Genomic DNA, 12,244 nt, shown 5'->3' with positions numbered 1-12,244 from the left:
GGCGCACTGGTCGCCGGGTGCCCTGGGAGGCCGTACGTCGTTCGTCAGTCCTCGCTCGGCGCCGCCGGCAGCTTCGCCTGGATCAGGTCCATGACCGTGGAGTCGGTCAGGGTCGTGACGTCCCCGAGCTGCCTGTTCTCCGCCACGTCACGCAGCAGTCGGCGCATGATCTTCCCCGAGCGGGTCTTCGGCAGCTCCTGCACCGGCAGGACCCGCTTCGGCTTGGCGATCGGACCGAGGGTGGCGCCGACGTGGTCGCGCAGCTCGCCGACCAGGTTCTCGCTCTCGGCCGCCGTACCGCGCAGGATCACGAAGGCCACGATGGCCTGACCGGTGGTCTCGTCGGCCGCGCCGACCACGGCCGCCTCGGCCACGGACGGGTGCGAGACGAGTGCGGACTCCACCTCGGTCGTCGAGATGTTGTGACCCGACACGAGCATCACGTCGTCGACGCGCCCGAGGAGCCAGATGTCCCCGTCGTCGTCCTTCTTCGCGCCGTCACCGGCGAAGTACTTGCCCTCGAACCGCGACCAGTAGGTGTCGAGGAACCGCTGGTCGTCGCCCCAGATGGTGCGGAGCATCGACGGCCACGGCTCGGTGAGGACCAGGTAACCGCCACCGCCGTCGGGGACTTCCCGGGCCTCGTCGTCCACCACCGTGGCCGAGATGCCCGGCAGCGGCGTCTGCGCGGAGCCCGGCTTGGTCTGCGTCACGCCCGGCAGCGGCGAGATCATCATCGCGCCGGTCTCGGTCTGCCACCAGGTGTCCACGATCGGCGTCGCGTCCGCCCCGATGTGCTTGCGGTACCAGATCCACGCCTCGGGGTTGATCGGCTCACCGACGGACCCGAGGACGCGGAGGGAGGACAGGTCGAACTTCGCGGGGATGTCGTCGCCCCACTTCATGAACGTACGGATGGCCGTCGGCGCCGTGTACAGGATCGTCACCCCGTACTTCTGCACGATCTCCCAGAACCGCCCCTGGTGCGGGGTGTCCGGCGTGCCCTCGTACATGACCTGCGTCGCGCCGTTCGCCAGCGGCCCGTACACGATGTACGAGTGGCCGGTGACCCAGCCGACGTCGGCCGTGCACCAGTACACGTCCGTCTCCGGCTTGAGGTCGAAGACGGCGTGGTGGGTGTACGACGTCTGGGTGAGGTAGCCGCCGGAGGTGTGCAGGATGCCCTTGGGCTTACCCGTCGTGCCGGACGTGTAGAGGATGAACAGCGGGTGCTCGGCCCCGAACGGCTGCGGGGTGTGCTCGGCGCTCTGCCGGTCGACGATCTCGTGCCACCACACGTCACGGGAGTCGTCCCAGGCGACGTCCTGGCCGGTGCGGCGGACGACGAGGACATGCTCGACGTTGCCCGCCTTGGTGACGGCCTCGTCCACGGCCGGCTTGAGCGCGGACGGCTTCCCGCGCCGGTAGCCGCCGTCGGAGGTGATGACCACCTTGGCGTCCGCGTCCTGGATACGGGTCGCGAGCGCGTCCGAGGAGAAGCCGCCGAAGACGACGGAGTGCGCGGCGCCGATCCGGGCGCAGGCGAGCATCGCCACGGCGGTCTCCGGGATCATCGGCATGTAGACCGCGACCCGGTCGCCCGCCTGGACCCCGAGCTCGAGCAGGGCGTTGGCGGCCTTGCTCACCTCGTCCTTGAGCTCGGCGTAGGTGATGGCCCGGCTGTCCCCGGGCTCGCCCTCGAAGTGGATGGCGACCCGGTCGCCGTTGCCGGCCTCGACATGGCGGTCGACGCAGTTGTACGCGACGTTGAGCTCGCCGTCCTTGAACCACTTGGCGAACGGCGGGTTCGACCAGTCCAGCGTCTCGGTCGGCTCCTTGGCCCAGGTCAGCCGCCGGGCCTGAGCCGCCCAGAAGCCGAGCCTGTCAGCCTTGGCCTGCTCGTACGCCTCGGCCGTGACGTTGGCGTTCGCGGCCAGGTCAGCGGGCGGCGCGAAGCGTCGCTCCTCCTTCAAGAGGTTGGCCAGGCTTTCGTTGCTCACGACATCTCCCTTGCGGTGCTTAGCCGGGGCGACCGTTGTGTCCCAGGCCACAGCTCATCAGACCCGGACCCTCGCTGACAAGGGCCTTCCTCTGATTGGTTTAGACCTGTGGGCGGGTGGCCCTGCGGCCAGGACGCCACCCGTTCCCACGGACCGGGACCGGAATCGGTTCACGCGCGTGTGCCGTGCAGGAGCGTCCCGGACGGGCCGACCGTCTCCTCCGTTCCGGCGACCTGGTCGAAGACCTGGCTGTCCGGCGCTTCCTCGGTGAGCAGATACGCCTGTGCCTCGCCCACATGGAAGTACATGCCGTGCAGTTCGAGCGCGCCCTCGCGCAGGGCGCGCGCGACGGAGTCGTGCGCTCTCAGGTGTTCCAGTTGCTGGATGACATTGGTCAGGCAGAGCTGCTCGACGGCGTCGGCCGGTTCACGGCCGGTGAGGCGGGCCCACGGGCGGTTCTTGTCCGTCGCGCGGTCCAGGCTCGGCCGGCCGTGTCGCAGCCAGCGCTTGAGGGGGGTCTGGGCGCCGTGCGGGTCGGTATTGAGCAGGGCCTGCATGGCCCCGCAGCCGGAGTGCCCGCACACGGTGATGGACCGCACCTTCAGCACGTCCACCGCGTACTCGATCGCGGCCGCCACCGAGTCGTCACCGCTCTCCTCACCGGGCAGCGGCACCAGATTGCCGACATTGCGTACGACGAAGAGGTCGCCGGGGCCGCTGGAGGTGATCATCGAGGTGACGAGCCGGGAGTCGGCGCAGGTCAGGAAGAGCTGCGAGGGCTGCTGTCCCTCGCGCGCCAGCCGGGCCAGCTCACTGCGGACCAGGGGAGCGGTGTTGCTCTGGAACGCGCTGATGCCGCGCGCCAGTTGATGACCGCTCGGACCGTCGGCCGCTTCCTGCGGTGGTGTGCCGTCGGCCGGGGTGACCGGTGCCTCGCACTGGTGGTTGCGCCACGGTGTCCAGGGCCGGCAGCGGCAGCCGGTCGCCGAGGCGGCGGCGGGTTCGGCGATACGGGTGCCGGCGCGACCGGTGATCTCCACGGAGCCGCCGCGCGCCCGGTGCGCGTGCCGCCAGTCCTGCAGTGACTCGTACGCCGCGTGGTCCATGAACGACCCGTCCAACTCCACGACGGCGGTGGCCCCCTGGGGGACCTGATGCAGGGCACGGCTCAGCCTCGGCACGGCGAGGAACGTCAACTGCCCTCGTACGTGGACGTGATGGGCTCCTTCCTTCTCCTCGTGGGTGATGCGGGTGCGGGTGAGGCGGTGCAGGGCGACACCGACGGCCACGGCGATGCCGAGCGCGACGCCCTCCAGGACGCCGAGGAGGATGACGCTGAGCGTGGTGACGGCGTAGACCAGCACCTCACGGTGGCGGGTGACCGTGCGGATGTGGTGCAGGGAGACCATCTGGATCCCGACGGCCATCACCAGGGCGGCGAGTGAGGCGAGGGGGATCAGCTCCAGGGCGGGGACCAGGAGCAGTGCGGCCGCTACCACCCAAACGCCGTGCAGCATCGTGGAGTTCCGGCTGGTGGCGCCGGCTCGCACATTGGCCGTGCTGCGGACGGCGACGCCGGCGATGGGCAGGCCGCCGAGGACGCCGGAGACGACGTTGGCCGCGCCCTGGCCGCGCAGCTCGCGGTCGAGGTCCGAGCGCCGTACGTCGGTCCGCCCCGCCGCGAGCTTGTCGATGGCGACGGCCCCGAGGAGCGACTGCACGCTGCACACGAGCGTGGTGGTGAGGACGGCCGCGACGAGGCCGAGCGCCGGGCCTTCGGGCAGTCCGGCCAGGGCGTGGCTGCGCCATGACGGCAGGTCGACCTTGGCCAGGCTCAGCCCGGCCAGCGTGGCCGTCGCCGTGGCGCCCGCGACGGCCACGAGAGCGGCCGGGACGATGCGCAGATGCCGGCCGACCCGCCCGGGGAGGCGAGGCCAGGCGAGGAGCAGGGCGAGAGTGAGGGCGCTCATGGAGAGCGCGGCGGGGTGCAGCTGAGCCAACTGGGCGGGCAGGGCGCCGACATTGGCGCTGACCGAGCTCTGGGGGGTGCCGCCGAGCACGATGTGCAGCTGGGCGACGGCGATGGTGACGCCGATGCCGGCGAGCATGCCGTGCACGATCGCGGGGCTGACGGCGAGGGCCGAGCGGGCCACGCGCAGGTGCGCCAGGCCCAGTTGGGCGAGGCCGGCGAGGACGGTGATGGCGCAGGTGGTGCGCCAGCCGTACTGGTGGATCAGATCGGCGGTGACGACGGTGAGACCGGCCGCCGGGCCGCTGACCTGGAGGGGGGAGCCGCCCAGGCGTCCGGCGACGAGGCCGCCGACGGCTGCGGCGACGAGGCCGGCTTGGAGCGGGGCGTCGGTGGCCAGGGCGATGCCCAGCGACAAGGGGAGGGCGATCAGGAAGACCGCGATGGAGGCGGACAGATCGGCGGCCGAGACACGGAATCGGCGACGCGGTCCCTCCGGTGGGCTGTGCTTTTGATGATCATGCTCCGTGAGATACGGGTCCGGGTCGGTGGTGTGGGTGGGGACGCAGGCGGTCATGTTCTCCCGTCTCCTCCGGGCTACGCGGTCGCGTCGGTTCGCGGCCGTGGGTCACGGCGTACAGCGGCGGGATTTCTCAACGCTCAGTAAACAGATCGTAATGCAGAGTAAAGGCTATGCAAGGACATTAGCGGCAAATGGGTTATTAGATCACTCAGGAGGATGAACGTAGCTCTTTTATCGGCTTGTCGTATTAATGGTGATCGGACCTCTGTGTGAGCTTGGTCGCTCTGCCCCTGAGCGAAGGAAGAAGGTGGGCGGAAGATGGCCGTCACACAGAGGATCGCCGCCGGCGTCACGCTCGCCGCGACCTGCGCTGCGGCACTCGCCGGATGCGGGATCGGTGAGCCACCCGGAGCCGTCGGCTCACCAGGAGCGAACAAGACGGAGAAGGAGGGCGCGCAAGGCGTACCCCCCGAGGAGGGGGGCGCCCCGGCGCCGCCCAAGGCCCCGATCCGCCTGATCGGCGACGGCTCCACCGCGTACACCGGAGCGCAGCCGCACCTGCCCCGACCCGAACGGATGAAGCCCGGTCAGAGGCCCCCGCAGTTCGTGGTCTTCTCCTGGGACGGTGCGGGGGAGGACAGCCAAAGGCTCTTCTCGCACTTCCGCGAGGTGGCCCGGGCCAACGACGCGACGATGACGTACTTCCTGAGCGGCGTGTACATGCTGCCGGAGGAGAAGCGGGACCTGTACCGCCCGCCCCAGCACTCGCCGGGCCGCTCGGACATCGGCTTCAACGACCTCCGCGGAATCAAGGACACCGTGGAGCAGCTGCGCGGCGCGTGGCTGGAGGGCAACGAGATCGGCACACACTTCAACGGTCACTTCTGCGGCCCCGGCGGCGGGGTCGGTGAGTGGTCGGTGGAGGAGTGGAAGAGCGAGATCGCCCAGGCCAAGGCGTTCGTGAAGGGCTGGAGGACCAACACCGGCACGAGGGAGGCGGAGCCCCTGCCCTTCGACTACGACAAGGAGCTGATCGGCGGCCGTACACCCTGCCTGGAGGGCCAGAGGAACTTCATGAGAGCCGCCCGCGAACTCGGCTTCCGCTACGACACCAGCGGCGTCCGGGACCAGGTCTGGCCCGACAAGAAGGACGGGCTCTGGGATCTGTCGCTGCAGCTCGTCCCCGTCCCGGGCCGGGACTACGAGACGTTGACCATGGACTACAACTTCTACATGAACCAGTCCGGGGCCCGGGCGGGCGCGGCATCCAGGCGGGAGCACTGGGGCGACCAGTTCCGCGACGGGCTGCTCGCCGGCTTCGAGCGCGCCTACCGGGGCAACCGTGCGCCCCTGATCATCGGCAACCACTTCGAGTCCTGGAACGGCGGCGTCTACATGCGGGCCGTCGAGGAGACCATCGAGGCTGTCTGCGGCAAGGCCGAGGTGCGCTGCGTGTCCTTCCGGCAGCTCGTCGACTGGCTCGACGCCCAGGACCCGGAGGTCCTGGACAAGTTGCGCACCCTGAAGGTCGGTCAGTCCCCCAGGAGGGGCTGGAAGAGCTTTCTCTCCACCGGACCGGCACCGGCCCCGAAGGGGGTTCCCGGGGCTCCGGCGGCCAAGCCGTAACCGCTACACGGGGGCGGCGACCTCTTCGCCGAGCACGAACTCGGGGTCGATCTGCGCGGCCAGGTCGGCCCCGGTCCGTTCGTTGCCCCAACTGGTCGCGTTCTTCAGGTGGAAGTGCGCCATCTGACGGGTGTAGCGCTCCCAGTCCCGCAGCTCGTACGTGGCGTCGGCGGCGTCGTGCAGAACGCGCAGGGCCCGGCGGTTGGCCTCCTCCAGGTGTTCGAAGCGGGGCGGGCGGCCCTTCTCCAGAGCGCGCACCCAGTCCGAGTGCCCGAGGGTGACCAGCAGGTCGTCCCCGACCTCGGCGTGGAGGAAGTCGAGGTCGTCCCGGCCGTGCACCTTGTTCCCGACGACCTTCAGGGCGACGCCGTAGTCGCCGGCGTACTCCTTGTACTGGCGGTAGACGGAGACCCCCCTCAGGGTCGGCTCGGCGACGAGGAACGTCATGTCGAAGCGGGTGAACATGCCGGAGGCGAAGGAGTCCGAACCGGCCGTCATGTCGACCACCACGTACTCGTCGCGGCCGTCCACCAGGTGGTTCAGATACAGCTCCACCGCTCCCGTCTTGGAGTGGTAGCAGGCGACCCCGAGGTCGGCGTCGGTGAAGGGGCCGGTGACCATCAAACGGACGGCCCCGCCGTCGAGTTCCACCGGGCGGGCGCAGGCGTCGTAGATCGCGTTGGGCTCGCAGATCCGCACCAGGCGTGAGCCGTCGCCGGGCGGAGTGGTCTTGATCATCGTCTCGGCGGAGGCGATCCGCGGGTTGGAGCCGCGCAGATGGTTCTTGATCAGTGACAGCCGGTCGCCCATCGCGGGCAGCTCGGCGGCCTCCGACTCGTCGAGGCCGAGGGCGGCGCCCAGGTGCTGGTTGATGTCGGCGTCGACGGCGACGACCGGCGCTCCGGAGACGGCGAGATGGCGGATGAACAGGGAGGACAGCGTGGTCTTGCCACTCCCGCCCTTCCCGACGAAAGCAATTTTCATGTTCACTAACGGTAGTGGGACAGGCGCCGAGGGTGGCCATGTGGCGCTGGAAGACCACTCCTTCGAGGGGGAAGCGGCCGGGGCGTAGGGTCGTACTCATGAGTACGACAGGTGCGGCCGCCGATCCGCTCGCGGCCCTGGGCGAACTTCCCGGTGTGGCCGAGTCCGTGGAGTCCGTGCGCAAGGCCGTGGACCGGGTCTACGGCCACCGCGTCATGCGGCGCCGCAGCAACGCGGTCACCTCCGAGGCGGCACTGCGCGGCGCGCGCGGTTCGGCGGCGCTGTCCGGTGCCGACTGGGCCCTCGAAGAGGTCCGTCGTCGCAGTGACTTCAGTGGTCAGGAGGGCGACGACGAGGCCCGCACCATGGGTGCCGCGCTGCGGCTGACCGCTGAGGCGGGTCAGTTGCTGTCGATCTGGCGGCAGTCGCCGCTGCGGGTCCTGGCCCGGCTGCACCTGGTGGCGGCCGGCAGCGACGACGCGCGCGTGGGGCGGCCGCGACAGGACGGTGAGCCCGTCGACGAACCCCTCGTCGAGCTGCCCCTGCCGGGCGCCGCCGAGGTCGCCGGCCGCCTCGACGGCCTCTCCGAACTGATCATCAAGGGCAGTTCGGCCCCCGCCCTGGTGACCGGCGCCGTCGTCCACGGCGAGCTGCTCGCCCTGCGACCCTTCGGCTTCCACAACGGCCTCGTCGCGCGCGCGGCCGAGCGGATCGTCCTGATCGGCAGCGGCCTCGACCCCAAGGCGGTCTGCCCGGCGGAGGTCGGCCACGCGGAACTGGGCCGCGCCGCCTATATCGCCGCCCTTGACGGATATGTCTCCGGCACCCCGGAGGGCATGGCCGCCTGGATCGCGCACTGCGGAAGGGCGATCGAACTGGGCGCGCGCGAGTCGACGGCGGTGTGCGAGGCGCTGCAGCGCGGGGCGGCGTAGGACCCTTGGCGGCCGGACGGCGCGAAACTCCCGGAAAAGGGATGCGGCGGTACGAGAATTCGTACCGCCGCTGGCATGTCCACCCGGTTACCAAGCGTCCTCGATATGTGCCCATCAGGCCGGGAACTATGGCCCGTCACCTGGTGCGGCTGGCCCGTAATCGACGGGTCGACGTCGCGTGGGTGCCCGGTGTTCATGCTGGGTCCGTGGGGCCAAAATGAGTAATTAAAGGTGATCCTCTCGGATGTCCTTTGGTCTCGCGGGCCTTGAATCCTTTCTACTCCAGGACCGGAGCAAGCGGAACCCCTCGCTGCGCTTCTTTACTTTTGGGTTCAAAGAGGGTGAATCCGCAGATGGGGGTCGACCGCGGGTCAGGCGGTCGCCACCCGGCGCCGGCTCGCGTACCAGACGAGCCCCGCGGTGGCCGCCGCGGCCCCTATGGCGGCGGCCGCGAGGAGGGCCGGCCGAGGCGGTACGGCCAGGCGCTGCTTGAGGCGCACCGGACGGTGGAAGTCCAGAATGGGCCAACCGCGCGCGAGGGCCTCCTTGCGCAGGGTCCGGTCCGGGTTCACCGCGTGCGGGTGCCCCACGGCCTCCAGCATCGGCAGATCCGTCGCCGAGTCGCTGTACGCGTAGCAGTGCGCGAGGTCGTACTCCTCGGACTCGGCCAGCTCCCGGATCGCCTCCGCCTTGGTCGGACCGTAGGCGTAGTACTCCACCTCGCCGGTGAAGCAGCCGTCGTCGCCGACGACCATCCGGGTCGCCACCACGCGGTCCGCGCCGAGGAGTTCACCGATCGGCTCGACCACCTCGGCGCCGGAGGTGGAGACGATGACGACGTCCCGCCCGGCGATGTGGTGCTCCTCGATGAGGGAGGCGGCCTCGTCGTAGATGATCGGGTCGATCAGGTCGTGAAGGGTCTCGGCGACGATGTCCTTCACCTGTTGGACGTTCCAGCCCCGGCACAGCGCGGACAGATACTTCCGCATCCGTTCCATCTGGTCGTGGTCGGCGCCGCCCGCGAGGAAGACGAACTGGGTGTACGCCGTCCGCAAGGCGGCCCTGCGGTTGATCAGGCCACCTTGGTAGAACGACTTGCTGAACGTGAGCGTGCTCGACTTCGCAATGACCGTCTTGTCCAGGTCAAAGAAGGCGGCTGTGCGAGGCAAGGAGTGGTTTTCCACGGGCCGAGCATATGCGCCCGCCATTCGGGCTAGTGTGGGGCGCGTGGGTTTGCCTGAGAAGCCTCTCGGGTACACCATGGAAGTCACGGATCGTTCGCGACCGTGCTAACCCGGCCCGGCTCCTCCCCCCCCGAGTCGGCCGTGGAGACGACCCCCACTCTCCCCCCCGGTGGGGGTCGTCGCATGTCCGGATGCGTTTTCCCCTCTTCTTCCCAGCCTGCGAGGCGCTTGCGTGCCCTCGTGGGCTTTCCTCTGCCCCTGCACAGGATCCGTCACCGTCCGTAGCCGTCGGGCTGCGCTGTGGAAACCGCCCAGGAGTCGCCTGTTCGGGTGACGGCGATATTCACAACCATCGAGTTGTCCACAGATATCGGACCAAGATCCACACGTTTTCCGGGATCGCTGCACCGTGATTCCAGCGCGTCCCGACGGCGGCGAGTTCATGGCCGCTTCGGTTTCTCGGACGCGTATGGCCGGTTTCCGTCGGCCGCCCCTGTGGCGGCCGATCGCCGGTTCTTCACACAGGAGTTGAAGACGGGCGCCCGCGAGGCCGGGCGCCCGCGAGGCCGGGCGTCCGCGTGGACGCAGAGGGGGCTGGAGATCATGGCGGGAGCCATCACCAACGACCGGCCGTCCGCCGCCGAGGGGCGGCAGGGCAGGCCGTTGATCGTCACCGAGGACGTGGAACTGCTGGACGACCTGCTGCGCCTGTGCGCGGCCGCGGGCGCCCGGGCGGAGGTCCACCACGGGGTGCCGGAGGGCAGGGGCAGGTGGGAGACGGCGCCGCTCGTGCTCGTCGGGGACGACGCGGCGCGACGGCTGCGTGGGGCCGCGCGCAGACGAGGTGTGGTGCTCGTCGGCAAGGACCAGGACGACTCCGGGGTCTGGCAGCGGGCCGTGGAGATCGGCGCGGACCACGTCCTGATGCTGCCGGACGGCGAGCAGTGGCTCGTCGACCGCATCGCCGACGTGGCCGAAGGGGTCGGCAGGCCCGCGCTCACCGTCGGTGTGATCGGCGGCCGGGGTGGCGCCGGCGCGTCCACACTGGCCTGCGCCCTCGCCGTCACCTCCGCGCGACAGGGCAGGCGCACGCTCCTCGTGGACGCCGATCCGCTGGGCGGCGGCCTCGACGTGCTCCTCGGCGGCGAGAGCGCCGAGGGGCTGCGCTGGCCGGCGTTCGCGGCCTCGCGCGGCCGGGTCGGCGGCGGCGCCCTGGAGGAGTCTCTGCCCGAACTGCACTCCCTGCGCGTCCTCAGCTGGGACCGGGGCGACGCCGTCGCCATCCCGCCCCAGGCCGTACGCGCGGTCCTCGCCGCGGGCCGGCGGCGGGGCGGCGCCGTCGTCGTCGACCTGCCGCGCCGCATCGACGACGGCGTCGCCGAGGCCCTCGCCCAGCTCGACCTCGGCCTCCTCGTCGTCCCAGCCGAGCTGCGCGCCGTCGCCGCCGCCTCACGGGTCGCCTCCGCCTTCGGCATGGTCCTCCGCGACCTCCGGGTCGCAGTCCGCGGCCCCTACGCCCCCGGCCTCGACGACCACGAGGTGGCCCGCCTGCTGGGGTTGCCGCTCGCGGGCGAAGTGCCCACCGACGTCGGACTGCCGGACGGCGGCAAACCACCGGGGGGCATCCCACGAGAGCCCCTCGCGCGGTTCTGCGAAGGCTTCTGGGCCCGGGTTGCGGTCAGGGGTGAGACGGCGTGAGCCGGGCGCCTGGTGACGCGTTGCCGGACGGCGCGGGGCCATCGACAGCGGGCACGCGCGGGCGGTTTCTGATCGGGGGCGAGGGCGGATGAGCGGGATGACCGACGACGGTCTGTTGGACGGGGTACGGCAGTGGCTCGTCGAGAGTGGGGGAGAGCCGACGGCCGCGCGGGTGGCACAGGCGTTGCGGGAGCGGGGTCGGGTCCTCGGGGACGCCGAGGTGCTCGGTGCGGCCGAGCGGCTGCGGTCGGAATTGGTGGGGAGCGGGCCGCTGGAGCCCCTGCTGGCCGATCCGTCGGTCACCGACGTGCTGGTCTCGGCGCCGGACCGGGTGTGGGTGGACCGGGGCGGCGGCCTGGAGCTGACCGGGATCTCCTTCCCGGACGCGGCGGCCGTACGACGACTCGCGCAGCGCCTCGCGGCCGTCGCAGGACGCCGACTGGACGACGCCCGGCCCTGGGTGGACGCCCGGCTCCCGGACGGCGCCCGGTTCCACGCGGTGCTCCCACCGGTGGCCGTCGGCTCCACCTGCCTGTCGCTGCGGGTCGTACGGCCCCGGGCCTTCACCCTCGCCGAACTGGCGGCGGCGGGCACGGTCCCGCCCGGCGGCGACCGGGTCCTGCGGGCCCTGATCCGCTCCCGGTTGTCGTACGTCATCAGCGGCGGGACCGGCACCGGCAAGACCACGCTCCTGAGCGCGCTGCTCGGCCTGGTCGACCCCGGCGAGCGGATCGTGCTGGCCGAGGACTCGGCGGAGCTGCGGCCCGACCATCCGCATGTGGTGCGGCTGGAGGGCAGACCGGCCAACCAGGAGGGCGTGGGCCTCGTCGAACTGCAGGACCTGGTGCGCCAGGCGCTGCGGATGCGCCCGGACCGTCTGGTGGTCGGCGAGGTGCGGGGACCGGAGGTCGTGTCCCTCCTGGCCGCCCTGAACACCGGCCACGAGGGCGGCTGCGGAACCCTCCACGCCAACGCCGCCGGGCAGGTGCCGGCCCGCCTCGAGGCCCTCGGCACGGCCGCCGGGCTCGACCGGGCCGCGCTGCACAGCCAGTTGGCGGCCGCGCTGTCGGTGGTCCTGCACCTCGTACGGGACCGGGACGGGCGGCGACGGATCGCCGAGGTGCATGTGCTGGAGCGGGATGCGTCGGGGCTGGTGGTGACCGTGCCGGCGCTGCGCTGGGGCACGGAGGCCTTCGTGTACGAGCGGGGCTGGGAGCGGCTGCGGGGGCTGCTCCGGGACGGGTCGCACGGCCGGGGTGACGGCTTGGGGGACGGGCTGGGCGAGAGGCGGTCGGAAGGGAGTGAGCGGCGGTGACGAGGGTCGGGGA

8 protein-coding genes are annotated in these 12,244 nt (G+C 71.1%); 4 read left to right on the top strand and 4 right to left on the bottom strand.

What is annotated here, in order from left to right; genetic code table 11:
- Positions 1-44: 44 nt before the first annotated feature.
- Both acs and ACWD26_RS12895 read right to left on the bottom strand, forming a co-directional pair.
- Positions 45-2,000 (bottom strand): acetate--CoA ligase, encoded by a 1,956-nt coding sequence (gene acs, locus ACWD26_RS12900; RefSeq protein WP_451269188.1) that lies wholly within the window; start codon positions 1,998-2,000, stop codon positions 45-47.
- Between the two features lie 170 nt (positions 2,001-2,170).
- Positions 2,171-4,546, bottom strand: coding sequence for a SulP family inorganic anion transporter (locus ACWD26_RS12895; RefSeq protein ID WP_451269186.1), 2,376 nt, complete (start codon positions 4,544-4,546; stop codon positions 2,171-2,173).
- 264 nt (positions 4,547-4,810) lie between these two features.
- On the opposite strand from ACWD26_RS12895, the gene ACWD26_RS12890 reads away from it, so the two are divergent.
- On the top strand, positions 4,811-6,118 hold the full coding sequence (locus ACWD26_RS12890; RefSeq protein ID WP_451269184.1) for a hypothetical protein: 1,308 nt from the start codon (positions 4,811-4,813) through the stop codon (positions 6,116-6,118).
- A 3-nt stretch (positions 6,119-6,121) separates the two neighbouring features.
- Here the strand turns inward: ACWD26_RS12890 and ACWD26_RS12885 are convergent, their stop codons facing one another.
- Positions 6,122-7,102, bottom strand: coding sequence for an ATP-binding protein (locus ACWD26_RS12885; protein WP_451269182.1), 981 nt, complete (start codon positions 7,100-7,102; stop codon positions 6,122-6,124).
- A gap of 98 nt (positions 7,103-7,200) precedes the next feature.
- On the opposite strand from ACWD26_RS12885, the gene ACWD26_RS12880 reads away from it, so the two are divergent.
- Positions 7,201-8,034, top strand: a complete 834-nt coding sequence (locus ACWD26_RS12880) for an oxidoreductase (protein WP_451269180.1) — start codon at positions 7,201-7,203, stop codon at positions 8,032-8,034.
- 371 nt (positions 8,035-8,405) lie between these two features.
- On the opposite strand, the gene ACWD26_RS12875 is transcribed toward ACWD26_RS12880, so the two are convergent.
- Entirely contained in the window at positions 8,406-9,242 is an 837-nt protein-coding gene (locus tag ACWD26_RS12875; RefSeq protein WP_451269178.1) for an HAD family hydrolase, read from the bottom strand.
- Between the two features lie 579 nt (positions 9,243-9,821).
- Here ACWD26_RS12875 and ssd point away from each other — a divergent pair.
- Together ssd and ACWD26_RS12865 are read left to right on the top strand one after the other, a co-directional pair.
- On the top strand, positions 9,822-10,916 hold the full coding sequence (ssd, locus tag ACWD26_RS12870) for a septum site-determining protein Ssd (RefSeq protein ID WP_451269176.1): 1,095 nt from the start codon (positions 9,822-9,824) through the stop codon (positions 10,914-10,916).
- Between the two features lie 88 nt (positions 10,917-11,004).
- The gene (locus ACWD26_RS12865) at positions 11,005-12,231 is read left to right on the top strand and encodes a TadA family conjugal transfer-associated ATPase (protein ID WP_451269174.1); all 1,227 of its coding nucleotides are present in this window, start codon (positions 11,005-11,007) and stop codon (positions 12,229-12,231) included.
- Positions 12,232-12,244: the final 13 nt, after the last annotated feature.

Source organism: Streptomyces sp. NPDC002787, assembly GCF_053592095.1.
Note: the sequence above shows the minus strand (reverse complement) of the source record. Positions and strands in the feature narration are given on the sequence as shown.

Coding starts and splice junctions, on each gene's coding strand:
- ACWD26_RS12885 (WP_451269182.1), bottom strand. CDS start 7,102: ATGAAAATTGCTTTCGTCGGGAAGGGCGGGAGTGGCAAGACCACGCTG.
- ACWD26_RS12895 (WP_451269186.1), bottom strand. CDS start 4,546: ATGACCGCCTGCGTCCCCACCCACACCACCGACCCGGACCCGTATCTC.
- ACWD26_RS12865 (WP_451269174.1), top strand. CDS start 11,005: ATGAGCGGGATGACCGACGACGGTCTGTTGGACGGGGTACGGCAGTGG.
- ACWD26_RS12890 (WP_451269184.1), top strand. CDS start 4,811: ATGGCCGTCACACAGAGGATCGCCGCCGGCGTCACGCTCGCCGCGACC.
- ACWD26_RS12875 (WP_451269178.1), bottom strand. CDS start 9,242: ATGGCGGGCGCATATGCTCGGCCCGTGGAAAACCACTCCTTGCCTCGC.
- ACWD26_RS12880 (WP_451269180.1), top strand. CDS start 7,201: ATGAGTACGACAGGTGCGGCCGCCGATCCGCTCGCGGCCCTGGGCGAA.
- ssd (WP_451269176.1), top strand. CDS start 9,822: ATGGCGGGAGCCATCACCAACGACCGGCCGTCCGCCGCCGAGGGGCGG.